Genomic DNA, 16,737 nt, shown 5'->3' with positions numbered 1-16,737 from the left:
TTGAAACGGTTGCGGGAAGAGGAAGGATCGGCCTTCCTGATGGTCATATTCATGATCCTGCTCTTCATGATGCTGGGCATGGCCGTGCTCAGCGCGAGCATTGGGGGAGCTCACCGTACGGAGAAGAGCGAGGACAATGTGCAGAGTCTGCATCTCGCGGAAAAAGCGCTGAACGAAGCGGCGGCGCATATCGCAGCTGAGTACAATGGCAAGGAAATGGCGATCCGGCCGGCAGAGCTGATGGCGGAGCTGCAGAATTTTGTCAAGGAATTCAACAACAGGTCCGTTGGTACGGGGCTTGAAGGCGCAAGCGGCTACATCGAGTCGATCGTCTATACAGGGAATGACCTGCAAGCGGGGCAGCAGAAGCTGGATTATTACTTGAAGGTAACGGCCAAGGCGGAAGTGAACGGCTCGGTCCGCAGGCTGTCACAGAACATTGTGCTGGATACATTCCCGGATTTTCTGCGTTATGGGCTCGGATCGGAAGAAGGGGATGTAATCTTGAACGGCTCGCCATACCTGGCAGGCAACCTCTATGTGGGGGAAGAGCTGAAGCTCAGCAGTATGGCCGGCTACCGTTATTTGGGCCAGGAGCTCGCTGTTCAATCGCAGTTTCCGTATCTGGCTCAGCAGGAAGGCCTGTACGGCGAAGTCTATGTATCGGCAGTGGATCGTATTAAGCACCGTGAGGACCGGGTCAGCAGCTATGTGCCATTAAGCGACCCTGCGCATATCACCCGTTATCTTCACAGTGAGCCGAGCCGTATCAAGCTGAAGGATAACAAGAAGTTTGTCTCTATTAATGTGGAGCAGTCCTTCCTGGACAAGGCTGCCTTGACGGTCGGAGATAACCCGAATGTACGGAGTCAGCTGGCTGCAAGGTTCAAGCGCGGAGTGAAGAAGCAGGACGACATGCTGTCTGTACTTAACGAGCGGTTCAAGGAGGATGTCAGCGGGGATGGCCTTCCGGACGGGGAAGGGTGGCTTACGCCGCCGGTTATGCCGGAGCTTGCCGAGCTTACGCTGGAGGATGAGGAGCGATATGCGGCGGAAGTGCGCGATTTTGCGGCTAAGCTGGGAGGCTTGACCAAGCCGGTAATTGTCGAAGGCCCGCTCACGCTGGGCGATGATTACAAGCGAATCTATTACACCGATAAATCTGCTGAGAATTGGCTGATTGTGAACGGCGACCTGATCGTTGAGAACTACGAAGACCAGTTCGTTACCATACGCGGCAACATCCTGGTGACAGGGGATATTATCATCAAGGGCAAGCTCGCAGTCGATGCGACCGTGATCGGACTCGGCAGAACAGAGGTTGTTGATGCACAGATCAGGGGGATTGGCGGAAAAGAGCTGATGGTCCTGATTTCGAAGGGGCCTGTCGATGTGTACCGATTCGATGCGTTCCAGCCTATCACAGGGGACTACAGCAAGGAGCATGATTACACCCTGGATGCTTTCTTCTACACAGATGCTGAGGCGGAGCTGTACGGGGTCGGATCGACCTTCTGGATGAATGGCGGCTTCTTCGCCCGCGGAGACATCACGATTAACGCTGTCCTTGGCTCGACCAAGGCGGTAGAGGGGGAGACATCCCTGCAGTTTGATGCACGCAGCCAGCTGGCGATACCTGGCGAACAGTCCCGATTTGTCATTGACTATGATCAAAATGTCTTCACCAGCCAGAGCACCGGCCTGCCGCGCGTCAAGAAGGTCAAGGTCTCCATCGGCCGCAAGTGGCTGGAAAGCCAGTGAACAGATGAGAACCAGCAGATGCAGGGATGCGGAGCTGGTTTTCTTATTGGCAGCCTATCTGCTGCGAAAATAAAGAAAGCGGTAACAAAATAAATGTATGCGTTTACAAAAATGTGTCATTATAGGGAGGGAGAGTTCATAAAGTGTTAACATCTACACCAATCATGCTTTGTTGCAGCTAACTACCGATTCTGAGTCTTTTGTATATTTATAAACCACTTGAAGAAGGGAAAGTATTGATTTATAAGCACTTTTACCGTATATTTCAATCATAGACAGAACCTATTAACTAGGACTTAATAGCCTTGATTTAGGAACCCTTTACTATTTAGGGGATAAGTGAAGGCTCTCGATTATCGAAACAAAGGATTAATACTGAGGGGCTGGTATGATTGAAATTCCTTTGGTTTATGTTGTTTTCTACTATTGAGGGATTCGCTATTTATGCTTTGTCGTTCTACATATTTCGGTTAGATATGCGGCGCTATCTACCTCATGTTGTACTAATGCTCTTGCTAGTCTCATTTCAAAACTATGTAGCTAGAGACATCTTGGCTTTATCGGCGGCAGCACCAATCATAAACTTGGTCCTCTCCACATTTTTCTTTGTAACGATTATTAGAATACCTCTAGTTTGGTCAATGGTGATGGTGTTGACTGGTTATATAGGATTTGCGGTATTGCAAACTTCCTTAGTATTCTTGTCACTTGGGTTTATCTCATTAGACGAGTTGCAAGTGTATTCATGGAAGGCGTACATTCTTCAAGCGTTAACAGGAATAACCGGTTGGTTAATTGGCTGGATTTTATATAAGAAACGGCTAGGGTTTACTTTCGACTTTGAAGACCTGCGTTTCAAGTGGGAAAAGGTTCTGATCCCTACACTTATCGCTGTTATTTTGGTTGGTTTGGCAGGGATGCTATATTACAGGGACCTTGTAGTTAACTTAATAGGAATGTTCCTTACCCTGATTATCTTTCTGGTCTATTCAATAAAAAAAGAAACGGATGAACTGGAAAGGAGGTAAGGAAAATGATTCAAGTTTTTTCCCAAAGGTTGGCTGAATCAATTAAGGCTGCTGTGCCTGATCATCCGGCTAGTATTAATGTGCTCCGTTACTCAATTTCTTTTCTAATAAACGCATTATCTGTCATTTTCATATCGACAATAGCTGGACTGATAACGGGTAAAATTGCAGAAACTGCTATTGTACTTGTGTCATTTGCTTTACTTCGACAGGTATCTGGTGGATATCATCTCAAGTCAGGCGGTTTATGTATAGCGATTTCCTCTGCTTTGATGATTGTTATTGCTCAAGTGCAACTCGCTGATCCCTATGTGATGTTATTCAATTGCCTAAGTGCTCTGCTAGTTTTGTTTTATGCCCCCTCAAGGATTGAGCGTCAAACGCGGATTCCACATAAGTATTATCCGCTGCTTAAAATATTAGCATTGCTCCTGGTAGCTATTAGTACTGTAATTAACAAAGATGTTCTTGCTGCCGCTTTGCTAGCTCAGTCATTAACACTAATACACAGGAAAGCGGGGGGATAGTATGAAAAAGCGTACATTTTATGGTTTGGCCACCATGTTGGCGGCTTTAGCTGTAATGGTAGTAAGTACGGCGAGTTGGGTTTATGTCCACCAAGACGAAACGCCAGAAGAATTGCTGAAATAATTAGGCGGGGATGGGTTAAATCATGCTTTTGTCTCTTACTCATGACATTGACGGAAAATCTGGATTTGTTCATGTCGAAGCGGACGATCTCTTGTACATATCCTTTGACAGCATGACTAACCGTGTATCGTTCCACACCTCAGATCATGAATACTTCGCCATGGGCACGCTGAAGTACTTTATTGAGACGTTTCTTCACTCGGGTTATGTCTTCGAGAAGGTCGACCGAAACAACGCAGTCAATATGCAGAAAGTCACGCTGGTTGACGAGAAGATGGGCCTCGTATACTTTGACACGATGCCCGGCCGGAGAGCCAAGAAATGCACAGTAGCGGTATCCAACTTCAAGAATATTCTGCTGAAGCTGAAATCATCCAACCCGGATATCGCTGTACTGCGCTAACGAAGGAAGCAGGTACTGTCTGCACAGACGGAGCCTGCTTCTTTCTGTTGTACTGACAATATTGCGTTCTATCAGCATGAATCTCGCAACCTTTGGGGATTTTCGTCGTCTAATAGATGGCTGGATGAATATGTAAATGACTGTGGGATGGTGAAGAAATGTTCAGGAAGTTAAAGGTATTGATAATCAGTTGGATCGCTGTCTGTCTGTTGCTTACAGGACAAGCTTCATGGGTACAGGCGAAGCAGGCGCAAGAGCCTGCGACGGCATCTATTGTGCTGAACGGAACAAAGCTGGAGATGCTGCCGGGTGTCACCATCCCGATCGTAAGCGGCAGTGTTATGATTCCGATCCGAATGGTCGTGCAGGGACTTGGGTACGAGGTGAAGTGGCAGCAGAAGGAACAGAAGGTGACTGTGCTTGCCTTAGACAAGAAGATTGAGATGACCGTCCGCAACGAAGAGGCGTTCGTAAATGGATTGGCCAAGCGCATGACGGCTGCGCCAATGGTAATCTCGGGTACTTCGTATATTCCTCTGCGGTTTGTGGGAGAAGAGTTAGGTCTGAAGGTGGGCTGGGATAATAAGAGTAAGACGGTATCGCTGGACTCGGCAATGCCTGCGGCACCGCAGCAGGAACCATTGCCTCCAGTGGCAGCTGCACCAGAAGGGCCGGGATTGCCGGGTGGCACCAATTCGGGAGGGACAACGGATGCGGCCCCTGTGCCTGCACCTGTCACAGATGCCGGTCAGATGAAGGTGGAAACGATCAGCTACGCGGATAACCGGTTAATCGTATCCACAAGTGAGCCGGTAGAGCCGAAATTTTCCACAATGTCAGGTCCGGACCGGATCATTATGGATATTCCGAATGCGGTATTTTCCACTTCGCTGTCACAGTCACTTGTTACGGGAGGTCAGGGCTCAATTGCCGTGAATGATGCTTATGTGAAGAAAATCCGTTACTCTCTGTTCTCCAAAGAACCGCAATCCATCCGGATCGTTATAGACACGACGCAGGCCATCCCCTATGAGGTGATCAAAGAGGAGGCAGGCGCTTATTATGTAATTATTGACCTGAATGCCGGGATCGCTAACACACCCGTACAGCCGATCGGCCAGGATGGGAAGAAGCTGGTCGTGATCGATCCAGGTCATGGCGGGTCAGATCCGGGCGCGGCAAGTGTAACGGGCAGGAGGGAGAAGGACTTCACCTTATCGTTATCTCATAAGGTAGTACAGCTGCTGTCGGCAGAGCCGGGTATTGATGTAGTCATGACTCGCAGCGACGATACGTATGTGGAGCTCGGCAGCCGCGGGACGATGGCTAATGCACTGGGTGCGAACATATTCCTCTCTATACACGGCAATTCTTTTCCGCAAAATCCTTCGGTCAGAGGAACAGAGACGTACTATTACAATGAAGCCTGCAGGCCGTTTGCCGAGCTGATGCACAGACACCTATTGGGGGCATCGGGATTCCCCGACCGTAAGGTGAAGAGCAAGAGCTTAAAGGTGCTGCGGGATGCAGCAATGGATGCCCTGCTGCTCGAAATTGGCTTCCTCTCGAACTCGGAGGAGGAGCTGATTATGTTCGATGAGTCCTTCCAGTGGCGTGTCGCTCAGGCGATTGTGGATGGGATCAAGGAGCAGCTGCAGGTACAGGGACAAGTAAAGCAACAAGTACAGGGACAGCTGCCCGTGCCGCAGACAGGCGTGTAAGGGACTCCCCATACAAATAGGGAAGGGGCATGAAGCCCGCTTCCCTGTTTGTCGTGAGATCATACCTACTGTTCAATCAGGCTGCGAAGCGGCACACTCTGTTCGGCTTGAGGCTGGTCCAGCGGGAAAATCCTCGCTGTCTCGCTTTCTTCGCAGACATGCTGGATATACACCTGCTGTCCGTTGTAGGTCACGTTGGCCATAACAGGGGATGCTGCAATTTCTTGAGCGCGATAGATGTCCATTCTGTTATTCCCTTCCATATTGGGGTATAGCCATAATGTGTTCGTTCCAATGCGAAAATATACGGACCTCCAGAGGGTTGTATCAGTACACATCACCGCTGTGCAACGGTTCGACCTTAACAACGATACTGGCCTTGATCTCCGGCCTTGAAGGATCTGGACGGTAGATGGCCGTCATGGTGGCTGTGCCCCGTTTGTGTCCTGTGACAACGCCCGAACCGGTAATGCTGACTACATCGGTATTACTGCTGAGCCATTTGACCTCTGGCTCTACACGGTTCTTCATGGCGGCTGGAAGCACCTCCAGCAGGGGTGCCAGTGAATGGCTGCTTCCTTGTGTAATCGTGCGGCTTGCCGGCAGGCGCAGCCGGATGACGGAGCCCTCGTACTCAGCGCTGAAGGCAGCGCCCGATGTTGTCTGGATGTGGACAACTACCGTTACTTGACCAGCATCCCTTCCGGTCAAGACGGCTGAATGAGGTTCGGTCTGAGGGCTGCTTATTGAAGCGGTCCGCGCAGCCTCCTCTTCCTTCAATGTCCATCTGATATTCTGAATATTCCCTGGCGGCAGTGAGCCGCCTTCCCATTCCAGTCCCAGATTAATGGCTTCACCTATGCCGAGTGCGTTATGGCCGGTAATTCGGACGCTGCGGTCGTTAATGACAACCGGATGCTCGGCTGTAATCCGGTCACCGGATGACAGGACCGCTGTTATGACAGCTGTTACGCTGCCGGCTTCTACTGCTTTCAGTGTGCGCTCCCAGCTGCCAGTTCCAGACAGCTGAGCCTTGGAATCGTCAGCCGTTTCCTTGAAGGACCAGCTGACGGATTGCACCATGCTGGCTGGTATATTAACCCGATTACCGGCCGGGTCGACCCAATTCGCGCTCAGACTGATCTGCTCGCCCTTCCCAGTCTCGGTCGGACCGGTAATCCGCAGCTCCGGGTTGACGATCTTAACCCTATGCTCGGCGGTATAGGTATGCATCACAGCGCCGGTGGCAAGGTTATAGGTCGTTGCCTGAACGACGACCGTCACAGTACCAGCCTGCTTGCCGGCCAATTCGCGTCTCCACACATTCCCGCTGTCTGCCCCTGCGATCACAGCCTTCGTGCGATCTGCCTCATTCTTGAATCCCCATGTTACCGAATCGGATCGAATGACTTCATTCGCCGTTTGTCTCAGCGCAGCTTCCAGCATTAGAGAGGAGCCTGCCATCACGGTGTCGCCGCCGCTAAGGCTGAGGCCTGTCTCCACTACTCGTACGGCTGCCCGCGCGGTCAGGCCGCTTACAGCATCCCGAACGGTTACGACAGCTGTGCCGGGAGCGATGCCTTTCACGGTTCCAACCTCATTGATCTGAAGTATGCTGCTGTCGCTGGACTCCCAGGTAAAGATAGGTGAAGTAGCGTCCGGCGGACTGTACGAAGGGTGCATTGGTAATTCGTCGCCAATAGCAATTTCTGTGCCTGCGAGCGAGAGATTCTCGATCATCGTTATGGCCTGGAAGCTCAGCGGCTGGAACGGGACCGTAATCGTCCCGGTCTCCCCGATATCCCTGAAGGACACCCGCGATTGATCCAACGTATAGTTGCCATTGCTGACCGCCCTGATGCCTACTTCAAAGGTAACCGGTTCAGCCGTGTACATGCTGCCGTCTTCCGCCAGGCGGTAGGTTATATCCGGCAGAGTACCGCTGATCGTATAGCCGGAATTTATATTTCCCGAGGAGCTCATCCATGAAGGCAGAGAGTTGATCTCAATGCCTCCGGGCAAGGCTTCGCGGAAGGAGACCTGATGAATGACAAGCTTCTCCGGCTCCGTTGTCGTGTGGACAGGTATGGGCATAGGCGCCAGCTGATAGTGCATAGTCAGCGGTTCGCCCTTTTTCACAACGGGACTTCCATTTCCGTCCGCGCTTTCTCTCAGGCCTGACAAATGACGGCTTACGTTCAGATTGGTTTCGAGCTTCTTGATCCTGACCGGCACTTCTCTGATGGTCTGGGCTCCCTTCTTGTCCCGCGCAATTACTTCTATCGTCAAATCACCGCCTTGGGGCAGCGGATTCGGGAATGTCTGCGTCACGGTGGACCCCGATAAGACATCGGCCTGCTGGAATTTTCGCACAACCTGTCCGTTCGATTTGAAGTTGATCTCAACATAGACGCGGCGGTCGGCCAGATCCCAGTCTTCAGGCTTGAAGCTGACTGTGATGCTGTGATAGGACGGGATGTAATTGTCTTCTTGTTCCGTGTAAGGACGCGGCGTGAAGACAGTCAGGTTCGGCGCATGATTTGCTCCAATGAATGCCCGGTACATCGTATTAACGAACAGCTTCTCTTCCCAGTCGGGAAACGGGTCCGCTAAATAGCCGGTTTGGCTGTTCAGGAAGGTATGCCCGCTGCCTGAGTAAGTGACATTGCCTTTGGAATACGTGTAGTAATGGTTCCAGCTGTCATTAGGGTCCCGGCTTCCGCCTGAGATGTTGTACCAGCTGATAATGCTGTCATCCTCCAGATCGAGGGTGAAATACTGGTTATGCGTTCTGGCAACCGAGGTTGCGGCATGGCTGATGTTGAAAGGATACTGCGTGAGCAGTCCGTCATTGACTTTCACGGTGGTTGTTGAGGTCCGTGGTGCGTTCAGGCCCAGATTGGTCTGAGTGCCTCTCTGTCCGGTCGTGTCCTTGAAGTAGCGAATCCAGTTATTGTTGTCTCCGAACACGGTGTCATGCGTAAACATAACCGCCTGGCCGGTGCCGATGAATGCATTAACAGCCTTCGCTGCGTCATCGCTGATGCCTGCATAGCGGTTGTACTCGTCGATGAAGCCGAAGATCAGCATATCGTACCGGCCGTTCAGGTCCCGGTATCCGCTGCTGTTAAAATGGTTGAACTCCGTTACATCCACCTTGATTTCATATTCTCCGGCCTTGCGTAAGTAGGACTGCTTAAGTGTAGCGTCCCGCTGCAGGGAGCTGAACAGCTTGCCATTGGGCATAACCTGCAGCACGTTTAAGACGGTCGTTTCGTCCTTGAAGCGGATTACGCCGCTCTGAAAATCCTTAAGCCTGCTGTTCTGGTCCACAAGCTCCAGCTTCCAATAATGAACACCGGAATAACCCTTGGGCAGACGATAGGTCAGCTCGCCCTCCGGTCCAGTCACCTGCGCAGAGGCTACCATCTGGTCTGGCGTAAAACGCAGTACCTGATCCAGGCCAATATAGAGATTAACTGTCAGCCTGCGCTGGCTGAAGTCGGCAATATTGGCCGCGTTGAATTTGAAGGTCAATGTACTCCCGGTGCTGAATACTTGGCCGGGATTGACGTTGTAATCGACGGGCCGCTCGTTCAGGACCAGCTTGGGCCGCTGCCGAAGGAGTCTGTTATAAGCGTCCTGTGTCAGCAGGTCGTCCAGACGGGTGAGTCTGTCCTCATTGATCCAGAGCACATTATCCCGGGCTCCTGCAGGCGTGCTGTAGCGGCTGAACGCGCTGTACAGCTTGCCCTTCTGCGGGCTCTGGTGGAGCACGCCGCTTCGCAGGGCTGCATCGCTGTACAGCATGACGAGCAGGCCTTTATTTATATAATGCTGAATAATCTCATTCGCCTTAAGCATCGTGATGTCGTTCATAACATGCTTGGTATCATGCCAGCTTTCCCGGTTGGAAGAAGTTGTGACCGGTACGGTCTCCGGATTGTAGCTGCCCTTGCCGATATAGATAGCATCATATTTGCCGTCCAGATCCCCGCGCAGGGCGACGAACCGCTTCATGCTCATCGTCTCAACCTCAATGTAAGGGATGGGACTGAGACTGGATTGAATATCGGAGCTGCCGGTGTCGGTAATCTCCAGAATTTTGACGGGGTGGTGCTCGGTCAGCTTAAAAAAGCTGCAGGCCTCAGCAGAGGTCTTATTGGCGGCAAGCGGATAGGTGGTGCTGCTTAACGACTTGTCCGCGCACACATATCTATCGTTGGATGCGAGTAACGATACCGTGCCATCGGTGTGGTGGACAAGTGTGAACTGCTCCCGGGCTCCTATTCCCGAAGCAGAAGCCGACAGCCGGCTTCCAGAGGAGCTGACGGTCATATATTTGCCGTTAATCTTGGATTTCAAGGCAATGCTGCCGCTGCTAAGTGTGCTGAGCTCAAACAGCTCGGCGGCCGTGGCATCTGATGAACGGGTGGATACAGCTGCCTCAGTGCTGGTAATGGTTATGTACTTGTCATTCGCCTTCGATAGAAGGGAAACAAGCTTTCCCGTGCCGGCATGCACTTGACGCTCGCCAATTCCTGTGACAGCAAAGGCTGCGAACAGCATGCTGACAGCAATCAATAGTGTAAGCAGCCTATTGAACGTTCTTCTTTTCATGAGATGCCTCCTAATCCGGATATATCTATGATAACGAATCACCATATTTATAGACATAGTATAAAAGGACTAAGTATAGGTGTATATACTTATATGTTGTAATTAAGTTGTAAGAAATGTCGAAGACAAATTAAGATACAGTTTTTTTGGTGGTTGTCTTTATTATTGGCGTCATTGTATAATGATTTTTACAAAGATGACCAAAATGGAATACAAACATATTCGACAATTAACTACAAATTTCTTGTCTAACATGAATTTTACAAAAATCTAACACTTTCCAAATAATAGGCTGTGTGAACTAGATTTCAAAAGGGTTTCACGCTTGCATATTAGAGCATTGTTAAGAGGTTATGAGGGTGAGGGGACAGCAAATGGCCATCGTAAAGAAGAGGCTGGGCGACCTTCTGGTGGAAAGCCGGATTATTTCGCAGGAACAGCTGCAGGAGGCGCTGGCAGAGCAGAGCAAGTCGAAGCAGAAGCTGGGCGACCTGCTCATAACCCAAGGCTACATAACGGAGCAGCAGCTCATCGAGGTGCTGGAATTCCAGCTGGGCATTCCGCATGTCAGCTTGTACAAGTACCAGATTGACCCAACAATTACACAGATTATTCCGGAGAGCCTGGCACGGCGTTACCAGGCCATCCCGTTTCATAAGGAAGGCGGCAAGCTGATGGTCGCGATGGCGGACCCTCTGGATTATTTTGCCATTGAGGAGCTTCGCATGAGTACAGGGTTCCGGATCGAGCCCGCTATCTCAAGCAAGGACGAGCTGCAGCGTGCTATCGCCCGCCACTACGGCCTGCAGGATTCGATGAGCCAGATGATGGTCGAGCTTCCAAGTCAGGAAGAGATTCGGGAGACGGAGATCACCGATGAAGACTCTCCTGTCGTGCGGCTGGTCAATCAGATGATTCAGCAGGCCGTCCAGCTGCAGGTATCTGATATTCATGTGGATCCGGGGGAGGGCAATGTCGCTATCCGTTACCGGGTGGACGGTGTGCTGCGGACCGAGCGGATGATTCCGAAGCAGATGCAGGGCTTCATTACCGCAAGGCTCAAGATTATGGCCAGGCTGAACATCGCGGAGCGGAGGCTGCCGCAGGACGGACGGATCAAGATGCAGGTGGATTACCGGACGGTTGATATTCGGGTATCGACGCTGCCTACCATTCACGGTGAGAAAATCGTGCTCCGTATTCTTGACTTAAGCATCGGCGTGAAGGCGCTGGACCATCTGGGCTTCGGTTCACATAATCATCAAGCTTTCAAGAGCATGATCGAGAAGCCGTACGGCATCATTCTCATAACCGGACCTACAGGAAGCGGCAAGACGACTACGCTCTATTCGGCGCTGCACCATCTGAATCAGGAAGGTGTCAACATTATGACACTGGAAGACCCGGTGGAGTATCAGCTGGAAGGGATCAATCAGGTGCATGTGAATCCGGGCATCGGTTTAACTTTTGCCGCAGGCCTCCGCTCGATTCTGAGACAGGATCCGAACATCGTGATGGTCGGTGAAATCCGTGATACGGAAACGGCAGAGATGGCGATTCGGGCTTCGCTGACTGGTCATCTTGTTCTATCTACGCTGCATACGAATGATTCGGTCAGCACCGTGACGCGCTTCCGTGATATGGGGATCGAAACGTATCTGATCGCTTCTTCACTGGTAGGTGTTGTAGCTCAGCGGCTTGTCCGCCGGATCTGTCCGGACTGCAAGAAAGCTTATGAGCCAAGCGAGCAGGAAGCTATTTATTTGAAGAGCCGCGGAATCGTTGCCGATAAGCTGCATAAGGGAACTGGCTGCGGAAGCTGCAACAAGACGGGCTACCGCGGGCGGCTGGCTGTACATGAGGTGCTCGCTCTCAATGACCGGCTGCGGCAGCTGATTGCGCAGGGGGCGACAATCCAGGAGCTGCGTGAGGAAGCGAAGGCAGCGGGCATGGTTCAACTGATGGATGATGGTCTGGAGAAGGTGAAGCTGGGCGCGACAACACTGCAGGAAGTGCTGCGTGAGACGGTATCAAACTGACAGCGGAGGAGAAGGCATGCCGCATTACTTCGATGAAACAGCCGTGGGACAACAAGAACATATGGACAAGCTGAGAGTCCTGCTTGCGGAGGTGCATAAGGCGAGCGCGTCGGATCTGCATCTTGCCGCCGGGTCGCCGCCGGTCATGCGCCTTCATGGCCAGCTGCAGCGAATAGGGCAGCAGCTCCTGATGGCTGAGGAGATCAATGGAATGGCGATTGGGCTGCTTGAAGGGGAGCAGTGGGAACGGTTCAAGCTGCTGGGAGAGATGGACTTGGCCTGGGAGCTTGAAGGGATATCCAGATATAGAGTCAATGCTTACCGGCAGCGCGGACAGATCAGCTTGGCGATCCGCACCATTCCGGTGGACATCCCTTCGCTGAGCTCGCTTGGCCTGCCGCCTGCTGTTGAGGCTTTGGCTGCGAGGCCGCACGGACTGGTGCTGGTGACCGGTCCAACAGGAAGCGGCAAGTCGTCAACACTGGCAGCGATGATTGATCATATCAATGCTACGCAGAAGAAGCACATCGTAACGCTTGAAGATCCTGTAGAGTTCGTACACTCGAACCGGATGTCGCTGATCCAGCAGCGCGAGGTGGGTCGGGATACCGGCAGCTTTGCAAGCGGACTGCGGGCTGCGCTGCGGCAGGACCCGGACGTCATTCTTGTCGGCGAGATGCGTGATCCCGAGACAATAGGGGCTGCCGTTACGGCAGCCGAGACCGGACACCTGGTGCTGGCAACGCTGCATACGACGGATGCGCCGCAGACGATTGACCGGATTATTGATGCTTTCCCTGCGCACCAGCAGGCTCAGGTTCGCGGACAGCTGGCGGCAGTGCTTGCGGGCGTCATATCCCAGCGGCTGCTGCCACGTCCGGATGGAGCGGGCCGCTGCTGTGCGGCCGAGATCATGATCAACACACCGGCGGTAGCCAACTTGATTCGCAGCGAGAAGGTTCATCAGATTCGCAGCGTGCTCCAGACAGGCCGGGCACAAGGCATGGTGACGCTCGATATGTCCGTGCAGGAGCTTCTCCGGCAGGGACGCGTTGATCCTGCGGCTGCTAAGGCCTGCCTGACGGAAGGGGCGGTCTGATGCCGGAGTTTGCCTATCACGTCAAGAGCGCAAGCGGCAAGCAGCTGAAGGGACGAATGTCCGCGATGGACAAGTCGTCTGCGGTGGAGGAGCTTCGTAAGCGCGGACTCGTCGTGCTGTCGCTTGATGAGAAGCGGAAGACGCTGTTGTCGACGGAGATTTATATCGGCAACCCGGTCAAGCCGCAGCATTTTATAATCTTCTGCCGGCAGCTTGCCACTCTGATCCGCGCGGGCGTTACGATCGTAGAGGCTGCCAGCATATTGGCCAGCCAGACAGAGAGCAAGCCGCTGAAGAAAGCGCTCATTGAAGTGCATGCCGGTCTGCTGCGGGGCCATGCCTTCTCGCAGACGGTGCAGGAGCAGAAGCGGATTTTCCCGCCGATCTTTACAAGTATGATCCGTGCCGGGGAGGAGACGGGTGATCTGGACGGGACGCTGGACAGGCTGGCGCGTTTCTTCGAGAAGCAGCATGCTACCCGGGAGAAAATCAAGTCCGCCCTCACCTACCCGATTGTTGTTGGTGTGCTAGCGCTTGCTGCGGTTGTGTACCTGCTGATCTCGGTTGTGCCGCAGTTTGTCCAGATGTTCGAGTCGATGGATGCGGAGCTCCCCGCGATAACGAAGCTGGTTCTCTCGCTTAGCAACAGTGTTGTCGACTACTGGTACTACTGGGTGTTGGCTGCTGTGGCCCTTCTCGCTGGGCTGCTGGCGATGAAGCGGAGTGACAAAGGGGCCTACTGGCTGGATTATGCCAAGCTGAAGATCCCGGTCTTCGGCAAGCTGTCTCAGAAGGGCGCAATCGCGCAGATGTCCCGGACGCTGGCATCGCTCTATGCGAGCTCGGTCCCGGTTCTGCAGTCGCTCACAATCGTGGAGGAAGTGGTTGGCAACAAGGTGATGGGCCGTTATATTCGGCGCTCCGCCGACTCACTTCGACGGGGCAATCCGTTGTCCGATCCGCTGAAGCAGGCGTGGGTATTCCCGCCGCTGGTAACCCAGATGATTGCTATTGGCGAGGAAACAGGCTCGCTCGACCAGATGCTGGCGAAGGTAGCGGACTTCTACGAGGCGGATGTGGACAACACCGTCGACCGGCTGAAATCGCTGATCGAGCCGCTGCTGCTGGTCTTCCTGGCCGGAGTCGTCGGCCTGATCGTCGCCGCTGTCATGCTGCCAATGTTTAGCATGTACGAGCAGATGAGCTAGTGGTGTGGTGCAGGCAGTGGGGCAAGGATTAGGACATGGATTAGGGACATGGATTAGGGACAGTGACAGTGACGGTGACAGTGACGGTGACAGTGACAGTGACAGTGACAGTGACAGTGATTAGAATTTGAACGGTGATCGGAAAGATGGAGTTGGAATTGTGAGTGCAACCGGAATTGTGTTAGCGGTAGTGTTTGGACCGGACTTATAAGTCTGTTCAATTATATAGGAGAGGAAGATTTTATATGCAAATGGTAATGAAGAGGCTGAAAAAGGAAGAGAAGGGCTTTACGCTGATCGAGCTGCTGGCGGTTATTGTTATCCTGGGTGTAATCGCGGCAATTGCCGTTCCGTTGATTGGTAATATTATTAGTAATTCCAAGGAAAAATCTGATATTGCTGCTGCTCGCCAAGTGTACGAGGCTGCAAGATTATATCTTACTGCCGAGAATAATGGAGAGACTAAGGGGAAGAAGGTAGAAATTTCTGCACTAAAGACAGCTGACTATTTGGATGAGAGATTGGTTCTGCCTAGCAGCAAGAAAAGTATCTCGGGTGGAGAAGTACAGTTCAAGTCAACCGGTGACTTACTGTATGTGTCGTTAGTTACAAGTGATGGGACTGTGTACTATGAGGGCACGGTTGTTATGGCTGGTGAGGGTGACAAGTCACCAAATAAGCCGACGGAAACTACTAATAATAATCCTAACCCGGCCTCGTAATCATTTTAATTCTTAAAATTTATTATCAAATAGGCAACGGCCCGGATCGGGTAACATATCAAACTTGAATAAACCTGCAAAAACTCCTAGGCCCCCTAATTAAACTGGAGTCCTCCCATCCAATAATTTAAACTTAGGATAAGGGAGTGATCCGGTATGGGGAAAAGGCTGAGCAAAGACACGCAACTTAAAATAGTTAAAGAAGCACTGGCTGGGATAAAGGTGGGGGCTCTTGCCCGCATGTATGACATACACCCTGAAACCATTCGTACGTGGATAAGAGATTACCGTGACACGATTCCAGCAGAAGAGATTCCGCTTACTGACGAACATGTGCAGGAAATGCAGCGGCTGCAGGAGGTTGAGCAGCGGTATGAAAAAGCCGTTAAAGTACTCGGTGAGAAGGAACTCGAAATTGAGATTCTCAGAGAGTTGCTAAAAAAGAAAGACCCCGCTTATCTGAAAAACTTGAAGTAGCAGAACCATTTATTAAGCGGGGAGTGCCAGCAGCATTGGTTCTGCGCATTCTAGGTATCGCTGAATCCACCTATTATGATCGAAAGAAAAGAGAGATGTCTTGCCCGCCTGAGCGCCCTGCAGAAAACCGGCGTGGTCGCCCTGTGCCTGGATACTCTCATACGTTTGATGGCGAACGCGTAGTGGACAGCCAGATCAATGACTGGTTGCTTGAGCTCATCGAAGGCGAAGAGCATGTTTACGGGTATAAACTCCTTGCGCAATGCATACGTGACAAGTACAACGTGAGGCTAGACAAAAAGAAAGCATACCGGTTATGTAACGAGTTGGGCATTCTTCAAAAACCACGTCAGCGAGTTCAGGCGCATCCGCGCAGGCTGCCGAAAAACCGTGTCGTTACAGGCTCCAACCAGTTGTGGCAAATGGATATTAAGTATGGCTACGTCCGTGGGCTCGAGCGATTCTTCTATGTGCTCAGCATCATTGATGTGTTTGACCGCGTCGTTGTTCAGCAGTACAGGGGAACATCTTGTGAGGCTAAGCATGCCGTTCAGACACTTTGTTATGCGCTACAAAGCCGTCTACGCCCTGGTGATGAGATGCCTACTATTCGTACCGATAACGGCCCTCAATTCGTGAGCAAGCTGTTTGGAGATATGTGTGAGAGTCTCGGCGTGATCCACGAGCGTATACCTCCAAGAACACCTAATATGAATGCCTATATCGAATCCTTTCATAGCCTGTTGGAACGCGATCTATTCAGCAAGAGAGACTTCAGAACCTTTAAAGATGCATATGAAGAGCTAGACGGATACATGGACTTCTACAATAACCGTAGAATGCATGGCAGCTTAAAACGAAAACCTCCTGCCGTGTTTTCAGCTTGGGTTCAGACACTGGAGGATTCTTCAGCTTTTCATAAAGCGATGTAATCCCCCGAAAAAACGAGTAATTCTATGCCTGCATTATTTTTGGTGGGCAGGACTCCGGTTTTAGGGGGCCTAGCCG

Annotated in this window: 14 protein-coding genes; 12 read left to right on the top strand and 2 right to left on the bottom strand. The window is 51.8% G+C overall.

Going from position 1 to position 16,737, the window contains the following annotated elements; all coding sequences use genetic code 11:
• The 6 genes from DNH61_RS24190 (at nt 1) to DNH61_RS24165 (ending at nt 5,564) form a co-directional block, all read left to right on the top strand.
• Nucleotides 1–1,761 carry a hypothetical protein gene (locus tag DNH61_RS24190; protein ID WP_146241133.1) on the top strand — a complete coding sequence of 587 codons (1,761 nt, stop codon included), beginning with the start codon at nt 1–3 and terminating at the stop codon, nt 1,759–1,761.
• 392 nt (nt 1,762–2,153) lie between these two features.
• Nucleotides 2,154–2,789: a hypothetical protein gene (locus DNH61_RS24185; RefSeq protein WP_111149456.1), complete on the top strand. Its 636-nt coding sequence runs from the start codon at nt 2,154–2,156 to the stop codon at nt 2,787–2,789.
• A gap of 5 nt (nt 2,790–2,794) precedes the next feature.
• A complete protein-coding gene (locus DNH61_RS24180; protein WP_111149454.1) occupies nt 2,795–3,316 on the top strand; it encodes an accessory gene regulator ArgB-like protein in 522 nt (173 codons plus the stop codon).
• 1 nt (nt 3,317) lies between these two features.
• Nucleotides 3,318–3,440 (top strand): cyclic lactone autoinducer peptide, encoded by a 123-nt coding sequence (locus tag DNH61_RS24175; RefSeq protein WP_111149452.1) that lies wholly within the window; start codon nt 3,318–3,320, stop codon nt 3,438–3,440.
• Nucleotides 3,441–3,462: 22 nt separating this feature from the next.
• Nucleotides 3,463–3,843, top strand: a complete 381-nt coding sequence (locus DNH61_RS24170) for a LytTR family transcriptional regulator DNA-binding domain-containing protein (protein WP_111149450.1) — start codon at nt 3,463–3,465, stop codon at nt 3,841–3,843.
• A gap of 179 nt (nt 3,844–4,022) precedes the next feature.
• The gene (locus DNH61_RS24165) at nt 4,023–5,564 is read left to right on the top strand and encodes an N-acetylmuramoyl-L-alanine amidase family protein (RefSeq protein ID WP_181438851.1); all 1,542 of its coding nucleotides are present in this window, start codon (nt 4,023–4,025) and stop codon (nt 5,562–5,564) included.
• Between the two features lie 65 nt (nt 5,565–5,629).
• Here the strand turns inward: DNH61_RS24165 and DNH61_RS24160 are convergent, their stop codons facing one another.
• Both DNH61_RS24160 and DNH61_RS24155 read right to left on the bottom strand, forming a co-directional pair.
• On the bottom strand, nt 5,630–5,809 hold the full coding sequence (locus DNH61_RS24160; RefSeq protein WP_111149446.1) for a small acid-soluble spore protein H: 180 nt from the start codon (nt 5,807–5,809) through the stop codon (nt 5,630–5,632).
• Between the two features lie 82 nt (nt 5,810–5,891).
• Complete coding sequence (locus tag DNH61_RS24155; RefSeq protein WP_181438850.1) at nt 5,892–10,184, bottom strand: Ig-like domain-containing protein; 4,293 nt, start codon at nt 10,182–10,184, stop codon at nt 5,892–5,894.
• 374 nt (nt 10,185–10,558) lie between these two features.
• Here DNH61_RS24155 and DNH61_RS24150 point away from each other — a divergent pair, with 374 nt between their 5' ends.
• From DNH61_RS24150 to DNH61_RS24125, 6 genes are all read left to right on the top strand, one after another.
• Complete coding sequence (locus tag DNH61_RS24150) at nt 10,559–12,223, top strand: GspE/PulE family protein (protein WP_111149442.1); 1,665 nt, start codon at nt 10,559–10,561, stop codon at nt 12,221–12,223.
• A 61-nt stretch (nt 12,224–12,284) separates the two neighbouring features.
• The gene (locus tag DNH61_RS24145; protein WP_111149612.1) at nt 12,285–13,322 is read left to right on the top strand and encodes a type IV pilus twitching motility protein PilT; all 1,038 of its coding nucleotides are present in this window, start codon (nt 12,285–12,287) and stop codon (nt 13,320–13,322) included.
• Complete coding sequence (locus DNH61_RS24140; RefSeq protein WP_111149440.1) at nt 13,322–14,530, top strand: type II secretion system F family protein; 1,209 nt, start codon at nt 13,322–13,324, stop codon at nt 14,528–14,530. The genes DNH61_RS24145 and DNH61_RS24140 overlap by 1 nt, the downstream gene beginning before the upstream one ends.
• Before the next feature lie 245 nt (nt 14,531–14,775).
• Nucleotides 14,776–15,252, top strand: coding sequence for a type II secretion system protein (locus tag DNH61_RS24135; RefSeq protein ID WP_111149438.1), 477 nt, complete (start codon nt 14,776–14,778; stop codon nt 15,250–15,252).
• A 156-nt stretch (nt 15,253–15,408) separates the two neighbouring features.
• Nucleotides 15,409–15,729, top strand: coding sequence for a transposase (locus tag DNH61_RS24130; protein WP_111147616.1), 321 nt, complete (start codon nt 15,409–15,411; stop codon nt 15,727–15,729).
• A 23-nt stretch (nt 15,730–15,752) separates the two neighbouring features.
• A complete protein-coding gene (locus tag DNH61_RS24125; protein ID WP_281272414.1) occupies nt 15,753–16,661 on the top strand; it encodes an IS3 family transposase in 909 nt (302 codons plus the stop codon).
• The last annotated feature ends 76 nt before the right edge of the window (nt 16,662–16,737 follow it).

It is taken from the genome of Paenibacillus sambharensis, from assembly GCF_003233845.1.
GTDB classification, from domain to species: domain Bacteria; phylum Bacillota; class Bacilli; order Paenibacillales; family Paenibacillaceae; genus Paenibacillus_I; species Paenibacillus_I sambharensis.
This window is presented reverse-complemented; position numbering and strand designations above follow the sequence as displayed.

Coding starts and splice junctions, on each gene's coding strand:
- DNH61_RS24180 (WP_111149454.1), top strand. CDS start 2,795: ATGATTCAAGTTTTTTCCCAAAGGTTGGCTGAATCAATTAAGGCTGCT.
- DNH61_RS24175 (WP_111149452.1), top strand. CDS start 3,318: ATGAAAAAGCGTACATTTTATGGTTTGGCCACCATGTTGGCGGCTTTA.
- DNH61_RS24170 (WP_111149450.1), top strand. CDS start 3,463: ATGCTTTTGTCTCTTACTCATGACATTGACGGAAAATCTGGATTTGTT.
- DNH61_RS24160 (WP_111149446.1), bottom strand. CDS start 5,809: ATGGACATCTATCGCGCTCAAGAAATTGCAGCATCCCCTGTTATGGCC.
- DNH61_RS24155 (WP_181438850.1), bottom strand. CDS start 10,184: ATGAAAAGAAGAACGTTCAATAGGCTGCTTACACTATTGATTGCTGTC.
- DNH61_RS24150 (WP_111149442.1), top strand. CDS start 10,559: ATGGCCATCGTAAAGAAGAGGCTGGGCGACCTTCTGGTGGAAAGCCGG.
- DNH61_RS24145 (WP_111149612.1), top strand. CDS start 12,285: ATGGACAAGCTGAGAGTCCTGCTTGCGGAGGTGCATAAGGCGAGCGCG.
- DNH61_RS24140 (WP_111149440.1), top strand. CDS start 13,322: ATGCCGGAGTTTGCCTATCACGTCAAGAGCGCAAGCGGCAAGCAGCTG.
- DNH61_RS24135 (WP_111149438.1), top strand. CDS start 14,776: ATGCAAATGGTAATGAAGAGGCTGAAAAAGGAAGAGAAGGGCTTTACG.
- DNH61_RS24130 (WP_111147616.1), top strand. CDS start 15,409: ATGGGGAAAAGGCTGAGCAAAGACACGCAACTTAAAATAGTTAAAGAA.